Below are 25,518 nucleotides of genomic sequence, written 5' to 3'. Positions count from 1 at the left end.
CTTTGCAATCACGCAAAAAAAGGACAGGTCAGTTCGTCGGTTTAGTTCGCCTCGAAGAGGTCTTAGGGTGTTTCAGCCGTCTCGATAAGCTTCTCCAGAAGCACAGCCAACGCGACTTCTTCTGCCCTCAACCTTTTACGTCCTCTTGATCGCGGCAGTTTGGATAATGCGCCCTGCATGAAACCATCGACGACCGCCGGATGGATGTAGCACTTGCGGCAAACCGCCGGAGTGTTGCCCAACTGCCGGGCGACGTTCTTGACCATTTCCACCACATGCCGCTTCGCGTCGGCTTCCGATTCCCACTGCAACTCGCGCAGCACCGCCAATGCCAATGCACTGCCGGCCCAAGTGCGGTAGTCCTTGGCGGTGAAATCGGCGCCGGTCAGCGTCTGCAAGTAGGCGTTGACGTCGGAGGAACTGATGGTGTGCCGCTCGCCGTTTTCGTCCAGATACTGAAAGAGGTTTTGCCCGGGGATTTCCAGGCAGCGCTTGATGATCCGCGCCAGGCGCCGGTCTTTTACGGTGATCTGGTGCTCGATGCCGCTCTTGCCGCGAAACTGGAACACAATCGCGCTGCCGTTGACCTCGACATGCCGGTTGCGCAGGGTCGTCAGGCCATATGAGCGGTTGTCCCGGGCGTACTGCGTGTTACCGACCCGGATCAGCGTCGCATCGAGCAAGGTAATCACAGTGGCCATGACCTTGTCGCGGCTGAAGCCGGGGGCCGCCAGCAGCGCCTCCAGTTGTTTGCGCAGTTTCGGCAGGGCCAGGCCGAAGTCCCGCAAGCGCGAGTATTTGTCGGCATCGCGCACTTCTCGCCAGCGCGGGTGATAACGGTATTGCTTGCGACCGCGAGCGTCACGGCCGGTGGCTTGCAGATGGCCGCGCGGGTCGGGGCAAATCCACACGTCGGTGTAGGCGGGCGGCACCGCGAGTGCATTGATGCGTTTGATTTCATCCGGATCGGTAATGCGTTGCCCCGACGGGTCGAAGTAGCAAAACTTGCCGCGCAGGAGTTTGCGGGTGATGCCGGGCTGGCTGTCATCGACGTAATGCAGGTCGGGCGGCAGAACATCGGGCAACGCGGTATCTGGCATGGCGGGCAATCCTGGGCGACGAATCATGGGGCGTTAAGCCGTTGACCGCGCGCCATCGTCGGGGTGCCGACGGATTCAGGCCAGCACCGCCACCGCTTTGATTTGCGCCCAGAGTTGCTGTCCGGGGTGCAGGCTCAACTGATCCCGGGAATAGCGGGTGATTCGCGCCAGTAGCGGTGTGCCGGCCGCGTTCAGGCGGATCAGTACGTGAGCGGCGTTATCGGCACCGATTTCACTGATCACCGTGACCGGCAGGCGATTGAGAATGCTGCTTTGCTCGACGCCTTGCAGGCTCAGGCTGACATCCCGCGCCTGGACCTTGCAGCGCAGTGCCTGGCCCTCGGCCATCGGTGAATGGGTGACCCGAATGCTCAGGTCCGTGTTGGGCAACTGCAAGGTCAACAACTGATAGTCAGCGTCATAGGCGCTGACATGCCCTTCGATCACCACGCCGGCATCGTCGCCCAGCGCCAGCGGCAGATCGAGCCGGGCCAGGGTTTCGCCGATGGCGCCGCTGGCCAAAGCCTTGCCGTTGCTGAGCAGAACGAGGTGGTCGGCGAGCCGCGCGACTTCATCCTGGGAGTGGCTGACGTACAGCACGGGGATGTCTAGCTCATCGTGCAGCCGTTGCAGATACGGCAGGATTTCGTTCTTACGCTGGGTATCGAGTGCCGCCAGCGGTTCGTCCATCAGCAGTAGTTTCGGGCTGGTGAGCAGGGCGCGAGCGATGCCGATCCGCTGGCGCTCCCCGCCAGAAAGGTTCTGCGGATCACGGTCCAGCAAATGGCCGATCCCCAGTAACTCAGTGGCATGGGCCATGTCGACCCGGCGCTGTTGGCGAGGGATGCGCTTGAGGCCGAACTCAAGATTGCCCCGCACCGACAAATGTGGAAACAGGCTGGCTTCCTGGAAAACGTAACCCAGGGCGCGTTTATGCGGTGGTACGAATATCCCTTTGTCGCTGTCTTCCCAGACCTCATCGTTGACCTGAATAAAACCCTGCTCGGCCCGTTCCAGACCGGCGATGCAGCGCAGGCAGGTGGTTTTTCCCGAGCCGGAATGGCCGTAAAGCGCGGTCACTCCGCGGCCGGGCAGTTGCAGGTCCACATCCAGGGAGAAGCCCGAATAATTCAGTTCCAAGCGCGCATGAATCATCGATCAGCTCCAGACCGCTTTGGTTTTACGACTGGAGTAGAGCGCCAGCAATACTGCAAACGAGAACACCAGCATCGCCCCGGCCAGCCAATGAGCCTGGGCGTATTCCATGGCTTCGACGTGATCGTAGATCTGCACCGAGACCACGCGGGTTTTGTCGGGAATGTTGCCACCGATCATCAGTACAACGCCGAACTCGCCGACGGTATGGGCAAAACCGAGAATGGCCGCGGTGATGAAACCGGGGCGGGCCAGCGGCACAATCACGCTGAAGAACGTGTCCCAGGGATTGGCGCGCAAGGTTGCAGCCACTTCCAATGGGCGAGTGCCAATGGCAGAAAAAGCATTTTGCAGCGGCTGGACCACGAACGGCATCGAGTACAGCACCGAGCCGATCACCAACCCCGCAAAACTGAAGGTCAGCGTGCCGAGCCCCAGCGATTGGGTGAAGTGGCCGACCCACCCGTTAGGGCCGAGCGCCAGCAACAAATAAAAGCCGATCACCGTGGGCGGCAGCACCAAGGGCAGGGCGACGATCGCCCCGATCGGGCCGCGCAGCCAGGAGCGGGTGCGCGACAGCCATAACGCAATCGGAGTGCCGATGACCAACAGGATCACGGTCGTCAGGGACGCCAGTTTCAGGGTCAGCCAGATAGCTGAATAATCGGCACTCGATAGCGTCATTTAGAGTTGGTAACCGTAGGATTTGATGACAGCAGCGGCTTTCGGACCTTTGAGGTAGTCAACCAGCGCCTTGGCGGCCGGGTTGTCCTTGCCCTTATTGAGGATTACCGCGTCTTGTTTGATCGGGTCATGCAGATCGGCCGGAACGATCCAGGCCGAACCGCTGGTGACTTTGCCGTCTTTGTAGATCTGCGACAAGGCCACAAAACCGAGTTCGGCGTTGCCGGTGGAGACGAACTGGTACGCCTGAGTGATGTTTTGGCCTTCGACGATCTTGTCTTTGACCTTGTCGGTCAGGCCCTGCCTGGCCAGCACTTGAGTGGCAGCCAGGCCATACGGGGCGGCTTTCGGGTTGGCGATGGACAGATGCTGATATTGATTGTCGCTCAGCACCTTGCCCTTGGCGTCGACATAACCGTCCTTGGCCGACCACAGCGCCAGGGTGCCGATGGCGTAGGTGAAGCGCGAGCCTTTGACCGTGTCGCCTTCGGCTTCAAGTTTTTTCGGGGTGGTGTCGTCTGCCGAGAGGAACACTTCGAACGGCGCGCCGTTCTTGATCTGGGTATAGAACTGGCCGGTTGCACCAAAGGAGGTGACCAGTTTGTGCCCGGTGTCTTTCTCGAAATCGGCCTCGATGGCCTGGATCGGCGCGGTGAAGTTGGCAGCGACGGCGACTTGGACTTCATCCGCCTGGGCAGACCCGAAAGTGAACACGGTGAGCAGGCACGCGGGGGCAATACGTGAGGCACAAATGATCATGGAGCGGCTCCGTGGCAGGCGAGTGAAACGCTATATAGCAGAATATATAGCGAATTGCCTGTAAACGGAACTTGTCGGATGCAGAGTGGAGGTTTGGCACCGGATTTGTGGCGAGGGAGCTTGCTCCCGCTGGGTCGCGAAGCGGCCCCAAAAGCTTCACGACTGCTTCGCAGCCGAACGGGAGCAAGCTCCCTCGCCACAGGCAAGCCCGCTCCCACAGGTTTTGCGTCTAGCGGTGAGTCAATTTGGCCAACGCCTCATCCGCCAACCGCCGGGTCAGCTCTGCCGAAGTCATTTCAACCCCCAACGTAAACGCCTGCCCAGCCCAAAGATTGCTGAAGTCCGCTTCCCCTTTGGCCCGCAACGGCATCAGCGCACCGCCCGCCAATGGGAAGGCCGGCGCTTTGTCACACATGGGCCCCAGTTCTCGCATCACCCGATTGAGAATCCCGCGCGCCGGGCGCCCGGTGAAAATGTTGGTCACCGCCGTCTCGCTTTCCTTGGCCGTGCGCAACGCCTTGTGGTGAGACGCGCTGACCTTGGCCTCCGGCGTGAACAAATAAGCCGTACCCACCTGGACCGCCGAAGCGCCCAGCAGAAAAGCCGCCGCCACGCCCCGTGCATCTCCAATCCCGCCCGCCGCAATTACCGGCACGCTCACCGCATCGACGATTTGTGGCACCAGGGCAAAGGTCCCTACCTGGCTGCTCAGGTCATCACTGAGGAACATCCCCCGGTGACCGCCGGCCTCGTAACCCATGGCGATGATCGCGTCGCAACCATGCTGTTCCAGCCAGATGGCCTCTTCGACGGTAGTCGCCGAAGAGAGAATTTTCGCCCCGGTAGCTTTTACCCGATCCAGCAGGGACTTTTCCGGCAGGCCGAAGTGAAAACTCACCACTTCAGGACGAAATTCTTCGATCACTTCGCAGGCCGCATGATCGAACGGTGCGCGATTGGACACTGGCGTCGGCGCGTTGAAGTCGACACCCAATTCCCGGTAATACGGTTCCAGCAGATTCTTCCAGTCCCGGGCGCGTTGCTCATCGGGTGGCGGAGGTTGATGGCAAAAGAAATTGACGTTGAGCGGGCGCCGGGTGTGTTGGCGAATCGTTTTCAGCTCCTCGCGCAATTGCTCGATGCTCAGCATTGCCGCGGGCATCGAGCCCAGGCCGCCAGCGTTGCTCACCGCAATCACCATGGCCGACGTCGTCGCGCCGGCCAAGGGGCCCTGGATGATTGGCAGTTCGATCCCGAGCAGGTCAAGAATGCGGGTGTCTGGCCATTGACTCATGTGCAGTGTTCTCCGACGTCGGTAGAAGCGAATTTGTATCAGTAATGACTGACGCAAGGCCAGTCGAGTTTGAGGATTGGCTTAAAGTCGGCTGCGGCGATGTGTTTTCATGTGTTATTTCAACAGCACGACAACTGAGCGATTCCATCGGGAGGCAGTGATGTTCAAAGGTATTTTGATCGACAAGGACGACAACGGTTACCGGGCCACGCTGCAAGAGATCAGTGATGATCAATTGCCTGAAGGCGATGTGACCGTGCGCGTGGCGTACAGCACGCTGAACTTCAAGGATGGCCTGGCGATCACGGGCAGCAGCCCGGTGGTGCGAAAATTCCCGATGGTACCGGGGATCGATCTGGCGGGCACTGTCGAAGTCAGCGCTCATCCGGACTACAAGGTCGGTGATCAAGTCCTGCTTAACGGCTGGGGTGTGGGCGAAGGACACTGGGGTGGATTGGCGCAGAAAGCTCGCCTGAATGGCGACTGGCTGATCCCGTTGCCCAAAGCCTTCACCGCCGCGCAAGCGATGGCCATTGGCACGGCCGGCTATACGGCGATGCTGAGCATCCTGGCGCTGGAGCACAACGGCGTGAACCCCGATCAAGGCGAAGTGCTGGTGACAGGCGCCAACGGTGGCGTAGGCAGTTTCGCCATCGCGCTGCTGAGCAAGCTCGGCTATCGCGTGGTGGCATCCACCGGTCGTACCTCCGAGCACGACTATCTCAAGCAATTGGGCGCCAGCGAAATCATCGATCGCGCCACGTTGTCGGAGCCGGGCAAACCGTTGGCCAAGGAGCGTTGGGCGGCGGTGATCGACTCGGTCGGTAGCCACACGCTGGCCAACGCTTGCGCCAGCACTCGGGCCAACGGCACGGTCGCTGCCTGCGGTCTGGCACAAGGCATGGACTTTCCAGCCTCCGTCGCGCCGTTCATTTTGCGCGGTGTGACCCTGGCCGGCATCAACAGTGTGACCCAACCCAAAGCCAAGCGGATACTGGCCTGGAATCGCCTGGCCAAGGATCTGGATTTCACCTTGCTGCCGCTGATCAGTCACGAAATCGGCTTGAGTGAAGCCATCGACGCGGCGCCGCGCTTGCTCGCCGGCCAATTGCGCGGTCGGGTGGTGGTTGACGTCAATCGTTGATCGTCTCGGTGCCAATCAAACAGACAAATTGTAGAAACAAGGAAATAGCGACAATGGATGTAAAGCTGCGTGAAGTGCTGCCCTTTAGCGTCTCTGGGTTGCAGGTGCGAACTCTCAATGCCGCAGAACAGCAGCCAGATACCGCGCGTATCGGCCCTATGTGGGAACAGTTTTTCGTTGAGGACGTTTTCGACAAGATCGCCCACAAACAGCCGGACTCGTTTATGTACGGCGTCTATTCCAACTACGAATCCGATGCTTCAGGCCACTTCGATGTAACCGCGGGTGCGGCGGTTACCGCGCCCTCCGAGGACTTTGCGCAGATTCAGGTTGAGGGTGGCGATTACCTGGTGTTCAGCGCCAAAGGGCCGATGCCCGACAGCGTCATCCAGACGTGGGGCCTGGTCTGGGCCTACTTCGAGGATAACCCGCAGGTTCGCCGCAAGTTCGCCACGGACTTCGAGGTCTACACCGGTCCGGAGACCGTGGCGGTCTATATCGGCATTCAGGACTCAGCCACGTTTTCGCGTTCCAGCAACTGACGCTTGCGCTCCACACCCCAGCGATAGCCCGACAGGTTGCCGTCGCTGCGCACCACGCGATGGCAAGGGATTGCCACCGCCAGGCTGTTCGCGCCGCAGGCCTGGGCCACGGCGCGTACGGCCTTGGGGGCGCCGATGCGCTGAGCGATATCGGCGTAACTGGCGGTGCTGCCGGCGGGAATCTCCCGCAGCGCTTGCCACACCCGTTCCTGAAACGCCGTGCCGCGTACATCCAGCGGCAAGTCCAGGCCGAGGGCCGGGGCTTCGATAAAACCCACCACTTTGGCGATCAACTGCTCGAACTCATGATCGGCGCCAATCAGGTTGGCGCGCCGAAACTTGTCCTGCAGGTCACAGACCAATTGATGCGGGTCGTCCCCCAAAAGAATCGCGCAGACGCCGCGTTCACTTTGCGCCACCAGAATCGCTCCCAGAGAACACTGGCCGACGGCAAAACGAATGTCGTTGTTCTGCCCGGCCGCACGGTAATCGCCAGGTTTCATGCCCAGCACTTGATCGGCGGCCTCATAGAAACGGCTGTTGGAGTTGAATCCGGCGTCATACAGCGCGTCGGTGACCGTGCCGCCGTCCGTCAGGCGCTCGCGAACCTTGCGTGAACGATGGGCCGTGGCGTAGCCCTTGGGCGTCAGGCCGGTGATGGCCTTGAACACGCGATGGAAGTGGAAACTGCTCAGGCCGGCTGCGTCCGCCAGTTCATTCAGCGCCGGTAACGTCTCGGCGGATTCGATGTGGCGGCATGCGGCGGCCACGGTCGTGGCGTGTTGTGCGGCGACATCGCTTTGATCTTTCGCAGCCCGTTTGCTGGGGCGATAACCCGCTGCCTGAGCTTGCTCGGCGGTGTCGAAGAATTCGACATTCTGCGGTTTCGGCAAACGCGCCAGGCTGCTGGGGCGGCAGTAGATGCCGGTGGTTTTCACTGCATACACAAACTGCCCGTCGGCGCGGGGATCGCGTGCGACCACAGCAGCCCAGCGAGGATCGTTTTCGGTGGCGATATTTTTCGAATGAGTTGTCATGGCTTCATGTCCGTTGACCCGTTTCATGCAGATTAACCAGCCGGCAGAGACGCCACACTCCGGGTCTTGCGGTCGAATTCAACGGTTTCATCCCGCGGTACGGAAGGTGAAGTTGATCCGTTGTTCGCCCAACTGAGGGTGATAACCCTCCTTGATCGGCAATACGCCGTGATAACGCAAACGGTCGACGCCGCCCCAGACCACAATATCGCCATGCAACAGCGGCACGCGTTGGCTTTTGGCGCTGCGTTCGAAGCCACCGAACAGGAACGTCGCCGGCAACCCCAAGGACACCGACACAATGGGTGCCGCGTAGGAGCCTTCGTTTTTGTCCTGATGCAACGACATCCTGGCACCGGGAATATAGCGGTTGATCAGGCAGGAATCCGGTACGAAATCCATAAAGCCTGCCTCTCGCGCCGTCGCTTGCGCCAGCTCGAAAAACACCTCAGGCATTTCAGGCCATGGCGCGCCGGTCTGCGGATTGTTACGGGTGTATTTGTAGCCGCTGCGGTCGGTCGTCCAGCCCCAGGTGCCGCAACTGCTCAACGCCACTGACATGGTAAAGCCGCCGGGCGTGACCATCTGCCGAAAAGGGGCTGCTGCCAGAACCGCCTCTAGTGCCGGCAGCAACCGGTCGAGCCAAGGCAGGGCGAAGCCTCTAAGAACGAAGGATTGTTCGCCAATCTGCTCGCGCCTGGACGGCTGCTCGGGTTCTGTATCGGCAAACAGATCAAAAGTGATCGGGCTCATGGGGTCATAACGCATCGTGAAAGATGATTCCAAGGGTATGCCGTTTTCCACTGTGCAGGCGACTCACGCCATGACGCATGGTTACTCGGTAATAGCCGCGAACACCTTTTACCGGACGCTGATTCACGGCAAAAATCAACGCGTCGCCTTTCTTCAGACCGATGACTTGCGGGCGCGACTGCATCCTCGGACGTTGTTCAGTCAGCACAAACTCACCGCCGGTAAAGTTTTCCCCCGGTTCTGACAGAAGAATCGCCACTTGCAGCGGAAAGACGTGTTCGCCGTACAGATCCTGATGCAAACAGTTGTAGTCCTGCGGCCCATATTGCAGCAACAAAGGTGTCGGGCGTTCCTGACCCGCAGCATGACAGCGCTGCAAAAATGCTTCGTGGGATTCGGGGAAACGGGTCGGCAGATCCATCGATTCGTACCAGCGATTGGCGATTGGAACCAGTCGAGGGTAGAGCGCGCTACGCAACCGGGCCACCGGATCCGGCAACGGGTACTTGAAGTACTTGTACTCGCCCCGGCCAAAACCGTGGCGAGCCATCACCACTTTGGAGCGAAAGGGCTCGGGCCGGTCGTACAGGGCGCTTATTTCATCGCAGGTCTGATGGCCTAAAAACGACCGGATTAGCGCGCAGCCATCCTGATCGAGTTGCTGCGCAAGCGTGATCCAGTCGAGGGCATCGTTATGAATCGGGTCGGTAAACAAGGTTCTGACTCCTTGACCAAAAGGTCGAGGCGGCCAGTTTAGTGAGCGTGGCGGGAGTGGGCACTCCGGCGCTTGCGGTCGAATTCGAAAGGGGAGCAGACGTCCATGTTGTCGCTCCAGATCGCTTTACAGCGCTTTGCTCACGCTGATCTCGCTGATGACATCTTCAGTCTGACCATGAATGACGTCGAGTGCAGCCTTGGCTTCTGCTTCCGTGCCATTTTCCAGCTGGGCGAATTCGAAGCGGCGCTCGCCATTGAGTTTGTATTTGATGACGTACTTGGTCGTCTGGGCCACGGTCATACCTGCCTGTTTTGGTGTGGGCTCAGCTCAGTTTCGAGCTGGAGCGGCGGATAATCTTGATCGAGTGCGTCAGGGTCGGTTTGCGGGTCACGCTGATCGGCCGGCGATTGACCGTGTCGATGGTGATGTTCCAGAAACCGGTGCTTGGCGCTGTGATGCGGGCCGGGAAGGTGTCGAATGCGCCGCCGTGGTAAGTATGACGGCCGCCATTCTTGAAACTGCGGAAGTTGGCGTCGTTCATCAAGCGGATGTTGCACATTTGGGAGCACTGGATGACGACGATGTCGTCTTCGTTGAGGTGCTCGCGCTGGTGGATAAATTTCATGAGGCGCCTCCAGAAGGGCTTTTTCTACAAAATCAAAACGATAGCATGGGCGATTGGCGCAGTTTATCAGCCCGAACAGGTTATTATCCGGCTCTCGAGGTGCGCTTTGACAATTAAAAACAGTTATACGGAATTCTATGAGCGATAAACGCAGTGAGCCTCGGAGAAAACCAGCATTTGTGCTGTCGGAAGGTCTTTATCGGAGGTTCTGTATGAAGTGGGGAGTTCTGGTCGGGCCGTTGGCGTTGGCAGTGGGTGGATGTGCGAGTGTCTCGGACATCAATGAGACACTGCCCACCATGAGCGTGATATCAGGCAAGAATCCCCATGAGTACGCCCAATGCCTGGTCGAAAAGCTCGCCGATAGCCGTGGAGCCCTGCAAGTCGAACCGCACAAGGAAGGCGTGCGAGTTATCGTGCCGCAAAAGTTCTCGTCGGGGCCGGCCGCCGTATTTGAAATTGAAGACCGCTCTGGCGGCAGCAGCATCAAGCTGCATGAGCGCATCTCCAATGTGCCATTGCGCCCATGGGATGTACGCAATGCCGCCACCGCATGCATATCCGGCTGATAAACTACCCCCAGTCAGCATCGATGCCGCCAAAGTCGCGCTTTGACGGCATTGTCATTTCTGGAGTTGAGCATGAAGCGAGAGCAGGTGCGGGAGCGCCATGCAGAGGGTCATATCTCTGCCACCCACGTGATTCAGAACCCGGCGAATCCGGGGGAGTGGATCGTGTTTTTCAAGAAAAGCGCCGGGCGCAGTTTTTTCCTGGTGGATGACAACGATGAAGTCGAGTCTTTCAGTCGTCTCGACGATTTGATCGAGACCGTGCGCGGGCTCGGGATCAAATTCGCCGAAATTCATATGTAGGGCAGGGGGAGCCCATTGGAGCCCTACTTGCAGACCACTACCACACTGCGGTTCTTGTAGTTGCCGATGTCCGCGCCCAGGGTCTTGTCGCTTTCCTGGGGCGAAGGTGTGCCGTCGGTACCGACAATCCGATAACCGGTGCCAGCGCAAGAGGCATCGGCTTTTTCGTAGCAGGTGGCCCAGTCGTTGGCTTTCCCGGAGCAGTCGATACTCAGGCCTTGTTCGCCATTTTTCAGGTAAGTCGTTTCGGACGTGGCGCAGCCGCTCAGGGCCAGAACTGCAATCAGTGGCAAAAATTTATTCATGTCGTGGTGGTCGTCAGTGATGGTGGCTAAAAGCTGTGACAGCGGCTGCATCGAAAGGTTATAGCGAATGGCCACTTCGTTGCGGACAATCACAAAAAAGCCCTGCGCAAAGGCAGGGCTACGTCGTGTCAGGTTCAGCTCAAGGCTTGTCCTTGCCGCGCCGCTTGGGGCCTGCGGGTTGATCCTGCAACACCGATGCCACTTCAATCGCCAACGCTTCTGTAGGGAACGGCCCGGCAATGTTTTCGCCGCCGACGCTGTCTACCCACCACTGGCCGTCTTTCGCCTGGTTGATCAGGTACCCATTAACACTTTTTGCTGCCGACATCTATCTGCCTCGTTGGCTGGTTCAATCGCACAATGATAGCGCCAAATGCCCTCAACGGGTGCCTATGGTGTAGGGTAGGGCGGATTGTCTTTCGGATGATGGCCGCGCAGATCTGCCGATCTCTGCTATCTATAAGAGGTTGTGCAATGTATCTGCGGAACTATCCATCAGAATATTTCTCTATGATGGCATCGGTTAGCCAGTGCAGGGCATTGTAAGGTGCCCGCCGCCTGATTAGACTGCGCCGAAACTCGAACACACAGCCCTTTCAAGGACTTATATGATCAAGAAATGCTTGTTCCCAGCAGCCGGTTACGGTACTCGCTTCCTGCCAGCGACTAAAGCCATGCCCAAAGAAATGCTGCCGGTGGTAAACAAGCCACTGATCCAGTACGGCGTCGAAGAAGCACTGGACGCCGGGTTGACCGAAATCTCCATCGTCACCGGTCGCGGCAAGCGTGCTCTGGAAGACCACTTCGACATCAGCTACGAGCTGGAAAACCAGATCAAGGGCACCGACAAAGAGAAGTACCTGGTCGGTATCCGCAAGCTGCTCGACGAGTGCTCGTTCTCCTACACTCGCCAGACCGAAATGAAAGGCTTGGGCCACGCGATTCTGACGGGTCGTCCGCTGATCGGCGACGAACCGTTCGCCGTGGTACTGGCGGATGACTTGTGCGTAAACCTGGAAGGCGACGGCGTACTGACCCAGATGGTCAAGCTGTACAAGCAGTTCCGCTGCTCGATCGTTGCCATTCAGGAAGTCGACCCGCAAGAAACTCACAAGTACGGCGTGATTGCCGGTGAGATGATCCGCGACGACATCTACCGCGTTCACAGCATGGTTGAAAAACCAAAGCCTGAAGATGCGCCGTCGAACCTGGCGATCATCGGCCGTTACATCCTGACTCCGGACATCTTCGACCTGATCGAACAAACCGAGCCAGGCAAGGGCGGCGAAATCCAGATCACCGACGCCCTGATGAAGCAGGCACAAAACGGCTGCGTCATGGCCTACAAGTTCAAAGGCAAGCGTTTCGACTGCGGTGGCGCCGAAGGCTACATCGACGCGACCAACTTCTGCTTCGAGAACTTCTACAAGACTGGCAAGGCTTACTGATAGCGCCTGAGCTGCTTGTACTGAAAAGCCACCTTCGGGTGGCTTTTTCATTTTCCGGCCCCACATAGTTTGCAACGCTTGCCCAAAGGCCGCTCGCAGGTATGCTGGTGGCCTGCCGAGGAGATAGAAATGGCCTACGATTTTGACCTGTATGTGATTGGCGCCGGTTCCGGCGGTGTGCGGGCTGCGCGGTTTGCGGCTGGTTTCGGCGCGAGAGTCGCCGTGGCCGAGAGCCGCTATCTGGGCGGTACGTGTGTGAACGTCGGCTGCGTGCCGAAGAAATTGCTGGTCTACGGTGCGCACTTCGCCGAAGACTTCGAGCAGTCGCAAGGTTTTGGCTGGGCCCCGGGTGAGGCGAAGTTCGACTGGGCGACGCTGATCGCCAACAAGGATCGCGAGATCAATCGCCTGAACGGCATCTATCGCAATCTGCTGGTCAACAGCGGTGTGATCTTGCATGAAGGCCACGCAAAAATCGTCGATCCGCATACCGTCGAGTTCGATGGCAAACGCTACACCGCCAAAAACATCCTGATCGCTACCGGTGGCTGGCCGCAGATCCCGGAGATTCCGGGGCACGAGCACGCGATCAGTTCCAACCAGGCGTTCTTCCTTAAAGAGCTGCCAAAGCGCGTTCTGGTGGTCGGTGGTGGTTACATTGCGGTGGAGTTTGCCGGGATTTTCCACGGGCTGGGTGCCGAGACCACGCTGCTGTATCGCGGTGATCTGTTCCTGCGTGGCTTCGATGGTGCGGTGCGCAAGCATTTGCAGGAAGAGCTGACCAAGCGCGGCATGGACCTGCAATTCAATGCCGACATCGAGCGCATCGACAAGCAAGCCGATGGCAGCCTGACAGCCACGCTCAAGGACGGTCGTAAGCTGGAGGCGGATTGCGTGTTCTACGCCACCGGTCGGCGTCCGATGCTCGACAATCTGGGGTTGGAAAACACTGGCGTCAAACTCGACAAGAAAGGTTTTGTCGAGGTCGATGAGCAGTATCAAACCGCAGAGCCATCTATCCTGGCTCTGGGCGATGTGATCGGGCGAGTACAGCTCACGCCGGTCGCGCTCGCGGAAGGCATGGCCGTGGCGCGGCGTTTGTTCAAGCCCGAGCAATATCGCCCGGTGGATTACAAGATGATCCCGACCGCCGTGTTCAGCTTGCCTAACATCGGCACTGTCGGCCTGACCGAAGAAGAGGCGCGGGAGGCCGGGCACGATGTGGTGATCTTCGAAAGCCGTTTCCGGCCGATGAAGCTGACCCTGACTGAATGCCAGGAACGCACCTTGATGAAGTTGGTGGTGGACGCCAAGACCGACAAGGTCCTGGGCTGCCACATGGTCGGCCCGGAAGCCGGTGAGATCGTTCAGGGGTTGGCAATTGCCTTGAAGGCCGGCGCGACCAAGCGTGACTTCGACGAAACCATCGGCGTGCATCCGACTGCCGCCGAAGAGTTCGTCACCATGCGCACGCCAGTCGCGAGTTAATCGTCCTTACGCGGCGCTGATGCGTCTGGCCCTGCCGCAACGACAGCGGCCAGTCGCGCGCTTTCATCGAGGCTTGCCTGCAACTTGATCAGTTCAACTTCCAGCGCTTTGTTGATGTGCGACTGCTCGTCGATGTTCTGCTTGAGTGACTGGCTTTCCAGCATGGCAATGCGCAAGCGTTCCTGGAGGAGGGTGCGTTCGCTGTCGATACGGTTGACCTGTTCCAGCAGCTGATCCTGCCGGCTATTGGTGTGCTTGAGTTGCTCTTGCGACAGGCTCAACTCTCGCAGTGTTCCGCGGTTTTCCGTCAGTAAGCGCTCGTTGTCGCGATGCAGTTGGGTGATTTCATCCTGGCGAACCAGTGCGCTTTGCTGCGCCTGACGCAACTCCATCTGAATCTGCTGAACCTGCCCTTCGTGGCGTCGCTGTTCCTGCTCGCGCTGGTCTTTGACGGCATTGCGGTAGTGTTCCAGCGCCTCACGAGCGTGCAGGTGCTTTTCTTCCAGCGAGCGGATCTGCTCGTCCTTGTCTTGCAAGCGTAATTCGAAATCTGCCAGCGCCTGGTTCAATCCGGCGTTGCGGGTTTGTTCGCTTTGCAGCATGGAGCGGGTGTCATGCAGTTCTGCTGATTCCTGGGTCAGTGCCAGGCTTTGAATTTCGTATTGCTGGTGCAGTTCGGTATTGGCCTCGCGGGCCTCATGCAGTTGGGTTTCCAGCTCTTTTCGTTGTTGCTCGAACTGCGCGCGCGCCTGGTCGATGGGCTCTTGCGCCTGTTCTTTCAGGCGTTGCGCCAGGCGCGACACCAAGCTTGTCAGCTCATCGTCGATAGGCTCGGAAGGTGCTTGGGCGGGTTCGGTGCCGTCATCGAGTTCCTTCATATAGCGATGGATTGTGGTTTTTGAACCGGTATTGCCCATCTCGATCCGCACCGCGTCGATGCTTGGGTGTTCGCCCCGGGCGAGGATTGCTGAGCGCGCCGCTTGCACCAGTGCCTTGTTTACGCCGCCACGTGCCATGTGTTCTCCTACGATTTGATACTGTGGTACGTACCACTTATATACGCAATGTACCATGATTCGATTAAAGTTAGAATTTTATGATTTATCATACGGGATATACTGGTATTACCCCGTGTGATGAGCTGTAATCCGGGTTTTCGCCCGCCAGAGCGGTACGTTTTCGAGAACTGAGCCCATGACTGAACTGGATCGCTACCTGCAAGCCGCCACGCGCGACAACACCCGTCGCAGCTATCGCGCGGCCATCGAGCACTTCGAAGTCAGTTGGGGCGGGTTTCTGCCAGCGACCAGTGACAGCGTGGCGCGCTATCTCGTGGCGCACGCAGGCGTGCTGTCGATCAATACCTTGAAGTTGCGCTTGTCCGCGCTGGCCCAGTGGCACAACAGTCAGGGGTTCGCCGATCCCACCAAGGCACCCGTGGTGCGCAAGGTGTTCAAGGGCATTCGCGCGCTGCACCCGGCGCAGGAGAAGCAGGCCGAGCCGTTGCAGCTTCAGCATCTGGAGCAAGTGGTGGCCTGGCTGGAGCAGGAAGCACAAACCGCCAAGGCGCAGGGCGATCAACCGGGTTTGCTACGGGCCAGGCGCGACACGGCGCTGATCCTTCTGGGCTTCTGGCGCGGTTTCCGTAGCGATGAATTGTGTCGCGTGCAGATCGAGCATGTCCAGGCCAGCGCCGGCTCAGGCATTACCCTCTACCTGCCTCGCAGCAAGAGCGACCGCGAGAACCTCGGTCAGACGTACCAGACGCCAGCCTTGCAGCGTTTGTGTCCGGTGCAGGCCTATATCCAATGGATCACTGACGCCGCGCTGGTCCGCGGGCCGGTATTTCGGGGTATCGACCGCTGGGGCCATTTGAGCGAGGAGGGCTTGCATGCCAACAGCGTGATCCCGTTGTTGCGCCAGGCCCTGGAGCGCGCCGGTATTGCGGCCGAGCACTACACCAGTCACTCCTTGCGTCGTGGGTTTGCCACTTGGGCTCATCAGAGCGGTTGGGATTTGAAGTCGTTGATGAGTTACGTGGGCTGGAAGGATATGAAGTCCGCCATGCGCTATGTTGAATCCAGCCCGTTTATCGGGATGACCCGCATCGCTGAAAAGCCATTGGCGCTGTAGATCACGTGTTCTTCTATTAATACTGTCGGCTAATAGCGAAAACCAATCAGCAACATCAGGTTTGCCAATGAGCCAATCGGCGATCGACTGGGTAGGATTCACCCCATCAACTTCTTAACCCCTGACGGAGAGTCAACGATGCCTATCATCAACAGCCAAGTTAAACCGTTCAAAGCTGACGCCTTTAAAAATGGCGACTTCGTAAAAGTGTCGGACGCTGACCTGAAAGGCAAGTGGTCTGTCGTGTTCTTCTACCCAGCTGACTTCACCTTCGTCTGCCCGACCGAACTGGAAGACCTGGCTGACAACTACGCCGAGTTCCAGAAACTGGGCGTCGAAATCTACAGCGTTTCCACCGATACCCACTTTGCTCACGCTGCCTGGCACAACACTTCGCCAGCGATCGGCAAGATCCAGTACACCATGATCGGCGACCCGACTCACGCTATCTCCCGCAACTTCGACGTACTGATCGAAGAAGCTGGTCTGGCTGACCGTGGCACCTTCGTGATCAACCCTGAAGGCCAGGTCAAAATCGTTGAGCTGAACGACGGCGGTGTAGGCCGTGATGCTTCCGAGCTGCTGCGCAAAATCAAGGCTGCTCAGTACGTCGCCGCTCACCCAGGCCAGGTTTGCCCAGCCAAGTGGAAAGAAGGCGAGGCCACTCTGGCTCCGTCCCTGGACCTGGTCGGCAAGATCTAAGTCTGTGACGCGCTTCATCAGGGCGGAACTCCGCACCTCCTAAGTAAGCTGCACCGCCCTCAAAAACGCCCGGGCGAGATTCGCTCGGGCGTTTTTTTTCGACACGAATAAAGGAAATCGCCCGTATGTTGGACGCCACTCTTAAAGCCCAGTTGAAATCGTACCTGGAACGGGTCACCCAGCCGATCGAGATCGTTGCATCCCTCGATGACGGTGCGAAATCCCAGGAAATGCTCGCATTACTCAAAGACGTTGCCAGTCTTTCTACCCAGATTACGTTGCTCGACAGCGGTGACGATGCACGTAAGCCATCGTTCTCGATCAACCGCCCGGGGGCCGATATCAGCCTGCGTTTCGCCGGTATCCCGATGGGCCACGAATTCACGTCCTTGGTGCTGGCCCTGCTGCAAGTCGGCGGCCACCCCTCGAAGGCCAGTATCGAAGTGATCGAACAGATCCGCTCGCTCAAAGGCGAGTTCAACTTCGAGACTTACTTCTCGCTGTCCTGCCAGAACTGCCCGGACGTGGTCCAGGCGTTGAACCTGATGGCCGTGCTGAACCCGAACATCCGTCACGTCGCTATCGATGGCGCGCTGTTTCAGGCTGAAGTCGACGAGCGTCAGATCATGGCCGTGCCAAGCATCTACCTGAATGGCGTCAACTTCGGCCAGGGCCGTATGGGCCTGGAAGAGATCCTCGCCAAGATCGACACCAGCGGCATCGAGCGCCAGGCCGAGAAAATCAGCGCCAAAGAAGCCTTTGATGTACTGGTTGTCGGCGGTGGCCCGGCCGGTGCTTCGGCGGCGATCTACGCTGCTCGTAAAGGCATTCGCACCGGTGTGGCGGCAGAACGTTTTGGTGGGCAGGTGCTCGACACCATGGCCATCGAGAACTTCATCTCGGTGCAGGAAACCGAAGGGCCGAAACTGGCCGTGGCGCTGGAAGAACACGTCAAGCAGTACGACGTGGACATCATGAACCTGCAACGCGCCGACAAGCTGGTGCCAGGCAAAAATGGCGCGTTGCACGAAATCCATTTCGCCAGTGGTGCGTCCTTGAAAGCCAAGACCGTGATTTTGGCGACCGGCGCCCGGTGGCGTGAAATGAACGTTCCCGGTGAGCAGCAATACCGCAACAAGGGCGTGGCGTACTGCCCGCACTGTGACGGTCCGCTGTTCAAAGGCAAGCGTGTGGCGGTGATTGGCGGCGGTAACTCCGGCGTCGAAGCGGCCATCGACCTGGCCGGTATCGTGTCCCACGTGACTCTGCTGGAGTTCGACGTACAACTGCGCGCCGATGCGGTATTGCAGCGCAAGTTGCACAGCCTGCCGAACGTTACTGTTATCACCAGTGCGCAAACCACTGAAGTGACTGGCGATGGTCAAAAGGTCAATGGCCTGCGCTACAAGGATCGTCAGTCGGACGAGTTGCGCACTGTCGAGCTGGAAGGGATCTTCGTGCAGATCGGTCTGCTGCCTAACACTGATTGGCTCAAAGGCACCATCGAGCTGTCGCCGCGCGGCGAGATCATTGTCGATGCCCGTGGTGAAACGTCGATGCCCGGCGTGTTCGCGGCCGGTGACGTGACCACCGTGCCATACAAGCAGATCGTGATTGCGGTGGGCGAGGGCGCCAAGGCTTCCCTGAGCGCATTCGATCACTTGATCCGCACCTCGGCGCCTGCATAAACGCCGACGCTGAAAATACAAAACCCCATGAGTGATCATGGGGTTTTTTGTGGGTGGATCAAAAAGATCGCAGCCTGCAGCAGCTCCTACAGAATGGAGTCTGGCTTGGCTTTTGTAGGAGCTGCCGCAGGCTGCGATCTTTTTACAGCGGTGCCGGCTGAATAATTTCTACCCAGTAACCATCCGGGTCCTTTATGAAGGCCAGGCTCTTCATGCGGCCGTCGTTCAGGCGTTTCTGGAAATCGCAGCCAAGCGCTTCGAAGCGCTCGCAGGCGGCACGAATGTCCGGTACCGAAATGCAGATATGGCCGAAGCCGCGTGGGTCGGTGTTGCCATTGTGGTAGGCGAAATCCGCGTCGTTTTCGGTGCCGTGGTTATGGGTCAGCTCGAGAATGCCGGGGATCGATTTCATCCACTCGGTGCGAGCCGCGGCATCGGCCGGGATTTGGTTTTTATCGACCAGCGCCAGGAAATACAGACTGAACTCGGCTTCCGGGAAATCGCGTTTTTCCACCAGCGAGAAACCCAGGATGCGGGTGTAGAAATCCAGCGACTGGGTGATGTCCTTGACCCGCAGCATGGTGTGGTTGAAGACGAACTTCTGGGTGGCGGTGTCGGGTTGGGCGGTCACACCGGGAAATGTATTGAGTTCGTGCAGGCTCATGGGGCCCTCCGGAAAATCCAAGAATGGTCACAATGATACGCAAGGGCTCCGGCATCGCCAAACCAAAACCGCAGGCTTGCCTGACAGCCGGGTGAGGCTCAGACTTTACGGCTCAATTCGTGAGTGTTCATTGCAATGACCCGATTCTGTCAATCGATGTTCGTCCTGATGTGTCTGCTTTCAGGTGTTACCCCCGTTTATGCAGAGGCTCCGGTCGTGATTTGGCCAAGCGGATGGACTGTCGAGGCTATTTCGCAAGATGAGACTAAACCGCAGGTATCCCGGCAACGCGCGGTAAAAAACGATCAGGACGGTACGCCGGTGATGGTGATGGAGTTGACCATGACTCAGGTAGAAAGTGGTCATCAGGTGAACCTGGAAGGCGTGCTGCTGGAAATGCGCAAGTCGGTGCAAAAGGACTTTTTTCAGAGTGGGTATCAGAGCGTTTGCACTAAAATTCACCCGACTACCTTAAGCCGGCTATCGGCGCTGGAAACTACCTGCACGATTACGCAGAACGGTCGACATGTGCTGTCTCAAACATTGGTCGCTGCGGTAGACGCCGATAAGGCCTATGTTCTTTCTTATGCGGGGCAGGCAGAGGTTTACAAGGCAAGTCAGGACGACATAGCAGCGGCTCGAAACAGCTTGAAACTTTAGTTTAAGGTTTGCGTATCAGTAGATTTCAGCGGGTTCGGAGTTTTTAGATAGCCAAAGGGATTAAGCATAAAGTTGGACGATATGTAACGAGTTGATCGGCGACTTTCGTTGCATTTAGACGCTGTCTATGAAAAAGCCCTGCAATGCAGGGCTTTTTTATGATCGCGAGTGTTTAGCCTCGCAGCCAGGAATCAACGGTGGCAGCACCGTATTGTTCCTTCCAGGCTTTCAGGCCGCGATGATTGCCGCCCTTGGTTTCAATCAGTTCACCGGTGTGCGGGTTCTGATACACCTTGACCACGCGAGCGCGGCGGGTTTTAGGCGCTGCTGCCTGCTGCAGGCCGGATTTTGCCGGGTTTGGATCGAGGATGGCGATGATGTCGCGCAAGCTCTTGCCGTAGGTTTTCATCAGCCCCTGGAGCTTTTCTTCGAATTCGATTTCTTTCTTGAGCCCGGCATCGTTCTTCAGCGATTCCAACTGCTTGAGCTGTTCTTGAAGGGCCTTTTCAGCTGCACGGAATTCAGCGAGTCTGGACAATATCTTTACTCCAATAGTGTGTTTGGCTGATACCAACCGCAAACAAAGCTATAAGCCAAGAGCCTTGAAGCGACTCGGTGATAATGGCGCACCTGCCAGTTCTGCACAGGCATGAAAAATTGTAGTAGTTAATTGGCCAAGAGTAAATCCTGACTTTTTCTTCATGTAACAAGAGTAGTCTTTTGATTCAATTTGGTGCGCATCTTCATGGCTTCGCCCCTTAGGGCGGTTAGTTAACGATCACTTAATGCTCTAATGAATTCCGCGCCGGGCATCGGCCGACCAAACAGATAACCCTGCAGGAAGTTCACGCCGTGGACCGTCAGATAGTCACTCTGTTCTACGGTTTCCACGCCTTCGGCGACAATACCCAGATCGAGTTTGGCCGACAGTTCGATGATGCTGTCCAAAATGTGTCGGGACAGGGCGTCAACGCCAATCATGGCGACAAAGCTCTGATCGATTTTCAGAAAGTCCACATTGAATTGACGCAAATAACCCAGACTTGAGTGACCCGTTCCGAAGTCATCGATCGCGATCATCACGCCCAACTCGTGAAGCTGCTCGAACAATTGCAAGGTGATGGCTGTCGGCTCGATGAGTTCGCGTTCGGTCAGCTCCAGCACCAGGTTGATGCTGCCCGGGGCGAAAGCACCGAGGAATTCGCGACAGTCCTCGACCAGTTCCAGATCCCGGCAATGACTGGCGGTAATGTTGATGCCAATGTGAAACGGCCTGTCGAACGAGGTCGACAGGGGAGCCAGCAATGCGCAGGTCTGTCGCATCAAGGAGCGAGTCATCGGCACGATCAGCCCGGAATGTTCGGCAAACGGGATGAACAGATCAGGGCGTACCAGGCCTTCCTTGGGATGTTTCCAGCGCATCAATACTTCGGTGCCGGACCACTGCTTATTGTCGCCGTGCACCACGGGCTGAAAATAAGGAATGAACTCTGCTGCCTCCAGCGCCCGCTGCATTTCACGGCTCGGCGACATCGAGCGTTTCTGCAGCACATGTCCGATCGAGCCGGACACCAAACCGAAGAACATCAACAGACTGAACAGCGGCGGGTACTCACTGCGCATGTAACGCCAGGTTTCTCCTTCGGGAAAACCTGCGGCTACGGTAAAGGCATAACGCGAGGACGCCAGCGTGTTTTGCGCCACAGGCAAGGCGGGCAGCGCATCGTCGTGGACCTTGCCGTCGGCCGACAACCAGTGAGGACCGACTTGCAACAACAATAATGTTTTGCGACCGATCAGGCGCAGCACATTACTCAGGTGATAACCGTCCAGCGTGGTCAATGCGCCCTGGTTTCCTTCGCTCAGCCGATACACCAACAACGCGGTATTGGGCGTGACCGGGTTGCCGTTCATGAGCCATAGCTTGCCTTGGGTGTAATCGCCGGGATTGATTTTTTCCTGATATTCACCGAACAACGAACTGCAATAGAGGTTGGTGTTCCATACAAGATTGGTCGAGCGCACGAATGGTCGGCGGGTGACTTGTTCGCGTAAGGCCAGTTTGACGTCATTGCAATTCTGGCCGGCCAGCGGCAATAGCTCTTGCGCCGCTTGGGCGGTGTTGTCGAGCATCAGCTCGAATTGGCGAACGGCTTCTTCGCCAGTCAGTCCGGTACTTTGCTTGAGCGTACGTTCAGCTTGCAGATAGAGAATGGCGACTCCCAGCAACACCGGAAGCAACCCGCTCAAAACAGTCACAGCGAACCGGGTGCTACGCTTGCGGCGACTTTTGACGTTCAGTGGCATTCGCAAATCCATCGCGATAAAAGAGGGCACTCAAAGACTGGCAGGGCGACACGCCTCCCAGACGATTTCAGCCATGATAGTTGGCCGACAGCATTTATGCCGTTCAATGATCATTCAGGCTCGAAGCCAGTTTGATAAAGGCCAGCGTCGCAGGTGATGACTGACGCTTATCGAGCACCGCCAGCCCGACTTGGCGGCTGATCGACGGTGACAGCGGTTTTTTCACGTAGCGGTTGTCGTTGTCGTCAGGCAAAGAGCCTTCGGCGACAACGGTCAGGGCATCGCCACGACCGACGGTGTCCAGCGTGCTGAGCAACTGCGAGCAGCGATACCGAATATTCGGCGTCAACCGCGCCGCATTAAATAGGCGCGATACCAGTCCCGAAGAGCCGGCTTCGGTCAGCACAAAAGGGTCGTGGCATAAATCGCTCAAGCTCAAACTGTCGCGACCGGCGAGCGCATGGTCGGCAGGCAGCAGCGCGACCATCTGGTCTTCGATCAGACTAAAAGTGTCGAAACGCTCCTGAGGCAACACCACGAAGCCGATATCGATACGCCGTTCTTCCAGCCACTGGATCACCTGGCGATCTGGCCCTTCGTCGATGTGAACCTCGATGCCCGGGTGTGCGGCGCAGTAATGCTGCAGGATTTTCGGCAGCAGTTTGATCGATGAAGTCGGGCCGAACGAGCCGATGCGCAGGGTGCCGCGTTTCATCCCGCGGGCATCCGCCGCTTCCTGGCGCAACGTGTTGGCCAGCCCGAGCATCGCCCGAGCGCGCAGTAACAGCTGCTGGCCGATGTCACTCAGCTCGACCTGGGACTGATGCCGACGCAGCAGTTCTACACCCAGTTCCTGTTCCAGCGACTTGAGCGCGTGGGACACCGCGGATTGGGAAATCTCCAAACGATGGGCCGCCGCCGTGAAGCCGCGCAGTTCGGCCACCAGGGAGAAAATCTCGAGTTGCGTCAGGGTCATGAGTGTTTACTCATTTTACGATGATCTGGCATTAGTCGAATGATACGCCATGTGCCCGATATCTGATGGTGGAGACTTATGACTACGTGTGAACAAACCCTGGCGAAAACTTCCGATGCACCGGTTTATCTGAAACTGGCAGCAGTCACCATGATCTGGGGCGGGACGTTCGTCGCCGGGCGATTTCTGGCCGACAGCCTCAGTCCGTTATTGGCCGCGAGCCTGCGGTTCTTGCTGGCGAGCGTGGCGTTGCTGCTGTTTCTGCTGTTGGCGCGGGTGCCTTTGGTGCGCCCCAGCCCTCGGCAATGGCTGCAACTGACGCTGCTGGGTTTTTTCGGGATTTTCTTCTACAACCTGTGCTTCTTTTATGGGCTGCATTACATCAACGCGTCACGGGCGTCGTTGATCGTGGCGTTGAATCCGGCTGTGATCGGCCTGGCGTCATGGCTATTGTTCAAGGAGCGACTGAGTGGGGCGAAAGTGTTCGGTATTGCGATCTGCATTGCCGGCGCCAGCCTGGTGATCGTCAGCCGCAATCCGCAGTTACTGGCCGGTGGTACTGATGCCTGGATCGGCGATCTGTTGATCTTCGGCTGCGTGCTCGGCTGGGGCATTTATTCTCTGTTCTCCAAAGGCCTGAATCAAACGTTGGGGCCGGTGCAGACGGTGACGTACTCGATTTTGCTGGGCACGCTGATGCTCTGGGTGACTAGCGCTGTGCGTGGTGAACTGAGTGTCTTGGCGCTGGCTGAACTCGGCACGCAACAATGGTTGAGCCTGCTGTACCTGGGCATACTGGGTTCGGCATTGGCCTATATTGGTTATTACGACGGTATCCGCAAAATCGGTGCGACGCGTTCGGGTGTGTTCATCGCCTTGAACCCGCTGACTGCCGTTCTGTTTGGCGCATTGTTGCTGGGTGAGCAATTGACACTGGTGATGTGCCTGGGCGGCGGGCTGATCCTGGCGGGGATTTTTCTGTGCAACAAACCGCTTGCGCACGCTACAAAAAGGGGGATTTTATAAGAAGGCGGACAAACTGATTTACGCTGTGTAGAATCGGTTTACGCATATAAGAATAATCGTCTTCTGGCAGCAGAAGCCTCGCCCGCAAGAGCCTTGGGTCGACAATGAAGAGTTTTGGGTTTCAATTGATCTACGGTGACTTCCTCGCCCGCAGCGTGCGGGGCATCTCCTGCGCGCCACCCGCCGGTCTCAGCATTGCTAGCAACTAACGATCCGTTAATTGACAAGAAAATGATGAGGCGCCAACCATGGCAGATTTATACGAAAACCCAATGGGCCTGATGGGCTTTGAGTTCATCGAATTCGCATCGCCGACCCCTAACACCCTGGAGCCGATCTTCCAGATCATGGGCTTCACCAAGGTCGCGACCCACCGTTCCAAAGACGTGCACCTGTATCGCCAGGGCCAGATCAACCTGATCCTCAACAACGAACCCAACAGCGTGGCGTCGTACTTCGCGGCCGAGCATGGCCCGTCGGTGTGCGGCATGGCGTTCCGCGTCAAGGATTCGCAAAAAGCCTACAAGCGTGCCCTGGAACTCGGTGCCCAGCCGATCCATATCGAAACCGGTCCGATGGAGCTGCACCTGCCGGCGATCAAAGGCATTGGCGGCGCGCCGCTGTACCTGATTGACCGTTTCGGCGAAGGCAGTTCGATCTATGACATCGACTTCGTGTTCATCGATGGCGTTGACCGCAACCCGGTCGGAGCCGGCCTGAAGATCATCGATCACCTGACCCACAACGTGTATCGCGGTCGCATGGCTTACTGGGCCAACTTCTACGAGAAGCTGTTCAACTTCCGTGAAATCCGCTATTTCGACATCAAAGGCGAATACACCGGCCTGACCTCCAAGGCCATGACCGCGCCGGACGGCATGATCCGTATCCCGCTGAATGAAGAGTCGTCCAAGGGCGCCGGGCAGATTGAAGAGTTCCTGATGCAGTTCAACGGTGAGGGCATCCAGCACGTGGCCTTCCTCAGCGATGACCTGATCAAGACCTGGGATCACCTGAAAAGTATCGGCATGCGCTTCATGACGCCGCCGCCGGACACCTACTACGAAATGCTCGAAGGCCGTTTGCCGAACCACGGCGAGCCGGTCAACGAATTGCAAGCGCGGGGCATTTTGCTGGACGGTTCGTCCGAGTCGGGCGACAAGCGTCTGCTGCTGCAGATCTTCTCGGAAACCCTGATGGGCCCGGTGTTCTTCGAATTCATCCAGCGTAAAGGCGACGATGGCTTCGGCGAGGGCAACTTCAAGGCACTGTTCGAATCCATCGAGCGTGACCAGGTTCGTCGGGGTGTGCTCTCTACCGATTAACCCGGTTCAGGCGTGAAAAAGCCCGGTTTTTGACCGGGCTTTTTTTTAGATCAAAAGATCGCAGCCTTCGGCAGCTCCTACAAGTGGTTGTTCATCCGCAAACATTGCGGCGA

At 57.9% G+C, this 25,518-nt stretch carries 29 protein-coding genes; 12 read left to right on the top strand and 17 right to left on the bottom strand.

Annotation, left to right across the window (positions count from 1 at the left end; genetic code table 11):
• Positions 1–62: 62 nt before the first annotated feature.
• The 5 genes from ACZ89R_RS02955 to ACZ89R_RS02935 all read right to left on the bottom strand — a co-directional run bounded on the left by ACZ89R_RS02955 (position 63) and on the right by ACZ89R_RS02935 (position 4,992).
• Positions 63–1,100, bottom strand: coding sequence for a DNA topoisomerase IB (locus tag ACZ89R_RS02955; RefSeq protein ID WP_429546769.1), 1,038 nt, complete (start codon positions 1,098–1,100; stop codon positions 63–65).
• A gap of 75 nt (positions 1,101–1,175) precedes the next feature.
• On the bottom strand, positions 1,176–2,255 hold the full coding sequence (gene modC, locus ACZ89R_RS02950; protein ID WP_429546770.1) for a molybdenum ABC transporter ATP-binding protein: 1,080 nt from the start codon (positions 2,253–2,255) through the stop codon (positions 1,176–1,178).
• A 3-nt stretch (positions 2,256–2,258) separates the two neighbouring features.
• Positions 2,259–2,939 (bottom strand): molybdate ABC transporter permease subunit, encoded by a 681-nt coding sequence (gene modB / locus ACZ89R_RS02945; protein ID WP_429546771.1) that lies wholly within the window; start codon positions 2,937–2,939, stop codon positions 2,259–2,261.
• Complete coding sequence (gene modA, locus ACZ89R_RS02940) at positions 2,940–3,698, bottom strand: molybdate ABC transporter substrate-binding protein (RefSeq protein ID WP_429546772.1); 759 nt, start codon at positions 3,696–3,698, stop codon at positions 2,940–2,942.
• Between the two features lie 229 nt (positions 3,699–3,927).
• Entirely contained in the window at positions 3,928–4,992 is a 1,065-nt protein-coding gene (locus ACZ89R_RS02935; RefSeq protein WP_429546773.1) for an NAD(P)H-dependent flavin oxidoreductase, read from the bottom strand.
• A gap of 160 nt (positions 4,993–5,152) precedes the next feature.
• On the opposite strand from ACZ89R_RS02935, the gene acuI reads away from it, so the two are divergent.
• Both acuI and ACZ89R_RS02925 read left to right on the top strand, forming a co-directional pair.
• Positions 5,153–6,136: an acrylyl-CoA reductase (NADPH) gene (acuI, locus tag ACZ89R_RS02930; protein ID WP_429546774.1), complete on the top strand. Its 984-nt coding sequence runs from the start codon at positions 5,153–5,155 to the stop codon at positions 6,134–6,136.
• A gap of 53 nt (positions 6,137–6,189) precedes the next feature.
• Positions 6,190–6,678: a GyrI-like domain-containing protein gene (locus ACZ89R_RS02925; RefSeq protein ID WP_429546775.1), complete on the top strand. Its 489-nt coding sequence runs from the start codon at positions 6,190–6,192 to the stop codon at positions 6,676–6,678.
• Here ACZ89R_RS02925 and ada read toward each other — a convergent pair.
• The 5 genes from ada to ACZ89R_RS02900 form a co-directional block, all read right to left on the bottom strand.
• Positions 6,642–7,715, bottom strand: coding sequence for a bifunctional DNA-binding transcriptional regulator/O6-methylguanine-DNA methyltransferase Ada (ada, locus tag ACZ89R_RS02920; protein WP_429546776.1), 1,074 nt, complete (start codon positions 7,713–7,715; stop codon positions 6,642–6,644). The two genes, ACZ89R_RS02925 and ada, sit on opposite strands and share 37 nt — an antisense overlap.
• Before the next feature lie 87 nt (positions 7,716–7,802).
• On the bottom strand, positions 7,803–8,483 hold the full coding sequence (alkB, locus tag ACZ89R_RS02915) for a DNA oxidative demethylase AlkB (RefSeq protein WP_429546777.1): 681 nt from the start codon (positions 8,481–8,483) through the stop codon (positions 7,803–7,805).
• Entirely contained in the window at positions 8,473–9,183 is a 711-nt protein-coding gene (locus ACZ89R_RS02910; RefSeq protein ID WP_429546778.1) for a 2OG-Fe(II) oxygenase, read from the bottom strand. Before ACZ89R_RS02910 ends, alkB begins: the two co-directional genes overlap by 11 nt.
• 126 nt (positions 9,184–9,309) lie before the next feature.
• Entirely contained in the window at positions 9,310–9,480 is a 171-nt protein-coding gene (locus ACZ89R_RS02905; RefSeq protein WP_162130638.1) for a hypothetical protein, read from the bottom strand.
• Positions 9,481–9,508: 28 nt separating this feature from the next.
• Positions 9,509–9,811 (bottom strand): DUF1883 domain-containing protein, encoded by a 303-nt coding sequence (locus ACZ89R_RS02900; RefSeq protein WP_007900033.1) that lies wholly within the window; start codon positions 9,809–9,811, stop codon positions 9,509–9,511.
• Positions 9,812–10,023: 212 nt separating this feature from the next.
• Between ACZ89R_RS02900 and ACZ89R_RS02895 the strand changes: the two genes are divergently transcribed.
• Together ACZ89R_RS02895 and ACZ89R_RS02890 are read left to right on the top strand one after the other, a co-directional pair.
• Positions 10,024–10,380 carry a hypothetical protein gene (locus ACZ89R_RS02895; RefSeq protein ID WP_123494758.1) on the top strand — a complete coding sequence of 119 codons (357 nt, stop codon included), beginning with the start codon at positions 10,024–10,026 and terminating at the stop codon, positions 10,378–10,380.
• Between the two features lie 72 nt (positions 10,381–10,452).
• A complete protein-coding gene (locus tag ACZ89R_RS02890) occupies positions 10,453–10,683 on the top strand; it encodes a hypothetical protein (RefSeq protein WP_007935641.1) in 231 nt (76 codons plus the stop codon).
• Positions 10,684–10,706: 23 nt separating this feature from the next.
• On the opposite strand, the gene ACZ89R_RS02885 is transcribed toward ACZ89R_RS02890, so the two are convergent.
• Together ACZ89R_RS02885 and ACZ89R_RS02880 are read right to left on the bottom strand one after the other, a co-directional pair.
• Positions 10,707–10,988 (bottom strand): hypothetical protein, encoded by a 282-nt coding sequence (locus tag ACZ89R_RS02885; protein ID WP_192344603.1) that lies wholly within the window; start codon positions 10,986–10,988, stop codon positions 10,707–10,709.
• Between the two features lie 139 nt (positions 10,989–11,127).
• Positions 11,128–11,316 (bottom strand): hypothetical protein, encoded by a 189-nt coding sequence (locus ACZ89R_RS02880; RefSeq protein ID WP_007900038.1) that lies wholly within the window; start codon positions 11,314–11,316, stop codon positions 11,128–11,130.
• A gap of 280 nt (positions 11,317–11,596) precedes the next feature.
• On the opposite strand from ACZ89R_RS02880, the gene galU reads away from it, so the two are divergent.
• Both galU and gorA read left to right on the top strand, forming a co-directional pair.
• The gene (gene galU, locus ACZ89R_RS02875; protein ID WP_007900040.1) at positions 11,597–12,436 is read left to right on the top strand and encodes a UTP--glucose-1-phosphate uridylyltransferase GalU; all 840 of its coding nucleotides are present in this window, start codon (positions 11,597–11,599) and stop codon (positions 12,434–12,436) included.
• Between the two features lie 129 nt (positions 12,437–12,565).
• Positions 12,566–13,924, top strand: a complete 1,359-nt coding sequence (gene gorA / locus ACZ89R_RS02870; protein ID WP_429546779.1) for a glutathione-disulfide reductase — start codon at positions 12,566–12,568, stop codon at positions 13,922–13,924.
• Here the strand turns inward: gorA and ACZ89R_RS02865 are convergent.
• Positions 13,921–14,940, bottom strand: coding sequence for a DNA-binding protein (locus tag ACZ89R_RS02865; protein WP_429546780.1), 1,020 nt, complete (start codon positions 14,938–14,940; stop codon positions 13,921–13,923). The genes gorA and ACZ89R_RS02865 overlap by 4 nt on opposite strands.
• Before the next feature lie 178 nt (positions 14,941–15,118).
• On the opposite strand from ACZ89R_RS02865, the gene ACZ89R_RS02860 reads away from it, so the two are divergent.
• The 3 genes from ACZ89R_RS02860 (at position 15,119) to ahpF (ending at position 18,447) form a co-directional block, all read left to right on the top strand.
• Entirely contained in the window at positions 15,119–16,057 is a 939-nt protein-coding gene (locus tag ACZ89R_RS02860; RefSeq protein ID WP_123494755.1) for a site-specific integrase, read from the top strand.
• 138 nt (positions 16,058–16,195) lie between these two features.
• Positions 16,196–16,759, top strand: coding sequence for an alkyl hydroperoxide reductase subunit C (ahpC, locus tag ACZ89R_RS02855; RefSeq protein ID WP_007900047.1), 564 nt, complete (start codon positions 16,196–16,198; stop codon positions 16,757–16,759).
• A 125-nt stretch (positions 16,760–16,884) separates the two neighbouring features.
• Entirely contained in the window at positions 16,885–18,447 is a 1,563-nt protein-coding gene (gene ahpF, locus ACZ89R_RS02850; RefSeq protein ID WP_401170768.1) for an alkyl hydroperoxide reductase subunit F, read from the top strand.
• Positions 18,448–18,589: 142 nt separating this feature from the next.
• Here the strand turns inward: ahpF and gloA are convergent, their stop codons facing one another.
• Positions 18,590–19,111 (bottom strand): lactoylglutathione lyase, encoded by a 522-nt coding sequence (gene gloA / locus ACZ89R_RS02845; RefSeq protein WP_429546781.1) that lies wholly within the window; start codon positions 19,109–19,111, stop codon positions 18,590–18,592.
• Between the two features lie 156 nt (positions 19,112–19,267).
• Between gloA and ACZ89R_RS02840 the strand changes: the two genes are divergently transcribed.
• Positions 19,268–19,771: a DUF4946 domain-containing protein gene (locus ACZ89R_RS02840; RefSeq protein ID WP_404943006.1), complete on the top strand. Its 504-nt coding sequence runs from the start codon at positions 19,268–19,270 to the stop codon at positions 19,769–19,771.
• A gap of 172 nt (positions 19,772–19,943) precedes the next feature.
• Here the strand turns inward: ACZ89R_RS02840 and ACZ89R_RS02835 are convergent, their stop codons facing one another.
• The 3 genes from ACZ89R_RS02835 to ACZ89R_RS02825 form a co-directional block, all read right to left on the bottom strand.
• On the bottom strand, positions 19,944–20,309 hold the full coding sequence (locus tag ACZ89R_RS02835; protein ID WP_008075430.1) for a histone-like nucleoid-structuring protein, MvaT/MvaU family: 366 nt from the start codon (positions 20,307–20,309) through the stop codon (positions 19,944–19,946).
• 233 nt (positions 20,310–20,542) lie between these two features.
• On the bottom strand, positions 20,543–22,078 hold the full coding sequence (locus tag ACZ89R_RS02830) for an EAL domain-containing protein (RefSeq protein ID WP_429546782.1): 1,536 nt from the start codon (positions 22,076–22,078) through the stop codon (positions 20,543–20,545).
• 103 nt (positions 22,079–22,181) lie between these two features.
• Positions 22,182–23,054: a LysR family transcriptional regulator gene (locus ACZ89R_RS02825; RefSeq protein ID WP_429546783.1), complete on the bottom strand. Its 873-nt coding sequence runs from the start codon at positions 23,052–23,054 to the stop codon at positions 22,182–22,184.
• A gap of 78 nt (positions 23,055–23,132) precedes the next feature.
• On the opposite strand from ACZ89R_RS02825, the gene ACZ89R_RS02820 reads away from it, so the two are divergent.
• Positions 23,133–24,080, top strand: a complete 948-nt coding sequence (locus ACZ89R_RS02820) for a DMT family transporter (protein WP_429546784.1) — start codon at positions 23,133–23,135, stop codon at positions 24,078–24,080.
• A 248-nt stretch (positions 24,081–24,328) separates the two neighbouring features.
• Positions 24,329–25,405, top strand: coding sequence for a 4-hydroxyphenylpyruvate dioxygenase (gene hppD / locus ACZ89R_RS02815; protein ID WP_429546785.1), 1,077 nt, complete (start codon positions 24,329–24,331; stop codon positions 25,403–25,405).
• The last annotated feature ends 113 nt before the right edge of the window (positions 25,406–25,518 follow it).

The organism is Pseudomonas sp. TE3728 (assembly GCF_056279145.1).
The sequence above is the reverse complement of the archived record's forward strand: the minus strand, read 5'-3'. Positions and strand labels throughout refer to the sequence as shown.

What these genes read in the sequence shown, in the direction of transcription:
- ahpF (WP_401170768.1), top strand. Translation starts at nt 16,885, where the DNA reads ATGTTGGACGCCACTCTTAAAGCCCAGTTGAAATCGTACCTGGAACGG.
- ACZ89R_RS02885 (WP_192344603.1), bottom strand. Translation starts at nt 10,988, where the DNA reads ATGAATAAATTTTTGCCACTGATTGCAGTTCTGGCCCTGAGCGGCTGC.
- ahpC (WP_007900047.1), top strand. Translation starts at nt 16,196, where the DNA reads ATGCCTATCATCAACAGCCAAGTTAAACCGTTCAAAGCTGACGCCTTT.
- ACZ89R_RS02880 (WP_007900038.1), bottom strand. Translation starts at nt 11,316, where the DNA reads ATGTCGGCAGCAAAAAGTGTTAATGGGTACCTGATCAACCAGGCGAAA.
- ACZ89R_RS02925 (WP_429546775.1), top strand. Translation starts at nt 6,190, where the DNA reads ATGGATGTAAAGCTGCGTGAAGTGCTGCCCTTTAGCGTCTCTGGGTTG.
- ACZ89R_RS02860 (WP_123494755.1), top strand. Translation starts at nt 15,119, where the DNA reads ATGACTGAACTGGATCGCTACCTGCAAGCCGCCACGCGCGACAACACC.
- ACZ89R_RS02820 (WP_429546784.1), top strand. Translation starts at nt 23,133, where the DNA reads ATGACTACGTGTGAACAAACCCTGGCGAAAACTTCCGATGCACCGGTT.
- ACZ89R_RS02865 (WP_429546780.1), bottom strand. Translation starts at nt 14,940, where the DNA reads ATGGCACGTGGCGGCGTAAACAAGGCACTGGTGCAAGCGGCGCGCTCA.
- modB (WP_429546771.1), bottom strand. Translation starts at nt 2,939, where the DNA reads ATGACGCTATCGAGTGCCGATTATTCAGCTATCTGGCTGACCCTGAAA.
- ACZ89R_RS02825 (WP_429546783.1), bottom strand. Translation starts at nt 23,054, where the DNA reads ATGACCCTGACGCAACTCGAGATTTTCTCCCTGGTGGCCGAACTGCGC.
- galU (WP_007900040.1), top strand. Translation starts at nt 11,597, where the DNA reads ATGATCAAGAAATGCTTGTTCCCAGCAGCCGGTTACGGTACTCGCTTC.
- ACZ89R_RS02830 (WP_429546782.1), bottom strand. Translation starts at nt 22,078, where the DNA reads ATGCCACTGAACGTCAAAAGTCGCCGCAAGCGTAGCACCCGGTTCGCT.
- modA (WP_429546772.1), bottom strand. Translation starts at nt 3,698, where the DNA reads ATGATCATTTGTGCCTCACGTATTGCCCCCGCGTGCCTGCTCACCGTG.
- ACZ89R_RS02895 (WP_123494758.1), top strand. Translation starts at nt 10,024, where the DNA reads ATGAAGTGGGGAGTTCTGGTCGGGCCGTTGGCGTTGGCAGTGGGTGGA.
- ACZ89R_RS02840 (WP_404943006.1), top strand. Translation starts at nt 19,268, where the DNA reads ATGTTCGTCCTGATGTGTCTGCTTTCAGGTGTTACCCCCGTTTATGCA.
- acuI (WP_429546774.1), top strand. Translation starts at nt 5,153, where the DNA reads ATGTTCAAAGGTATTTTGATCGACAAGGACGACAACGGTTACCGGGCC.
- ACZ89R_RS02935 (WP_429546773.1), bottom strand. Translation starts at nt 4,992, where the DNA reads ATGAGTCAATGGCCAGACACCCGCATTCTTGACCTGCTCGGGATCGAA.
- ACZ89R_RS02900 (WP_007900033.1), bottom strand. Translation starts at nt 9,811, where the DNA reads ATGAAATTTATCCACCAGCGCGAGCACCTCAACGAAGACGACATCGTC.
- ACZ89R_RS02890 (WP_007935641.1), top strand. Translation starts at nt 10,453, where the DNA reads ATGAAGCGAGAGCAGGTGCGGGAGCGCCATGCAGAGGGTCATATCTCT.
- modC (WP_429546770.1), bottom strand. Translation starts at nt 2,255, where the DNA reads ATGATTCATGCGCGCTTGGAACTGAATTATTCGGGCTTCTCCCTGGAT.
- gorA (WP_429546779.1), top strand. Translation starts at nt 12,566, where the DNA reads ATGGCCTACGATTTTGACCTGTATGTGATTGGCGCCGGTTCCGGCGGT.
- hppD (WP_429546785.1), top strand. Translation starts at nt 24,329, where the DNA reads ATGGCAGATTTATACGAAAACCCAATGGGCCTGATGGGCTTTGAGTTC.
- alkB (WP_429546777.1), bottom strand. Translation starts at nt 8,483, where the DNA reads ATGCGTTATGACCCCATGAGCCCGATCACTTTTGATCTGTTTGCCGAT.
- gloA (WP_429546781.1), bottom strand. Translation starts at nt 19,111, where the DNA reads ATGAGCCTGCACGAACTCAATACATTTCCCGGTGTGACCGCCCAACCC.
- ACZ89R_RS02955 (WP_429546769.1), bottom strand. Translation starts at nt 1,100, where the DNA reads ATGCCAGATACCGCGTTGCCCGATGTTCTGCCGCCCGACCTGCATTAC.
- ada (WP_429546776.1), bottom strand. Translation starts at nt 7,715, where the DNA reads ATGACAACTCATTCGAAAAATATCGCCACCGAAAACGATCCTCGCTGG.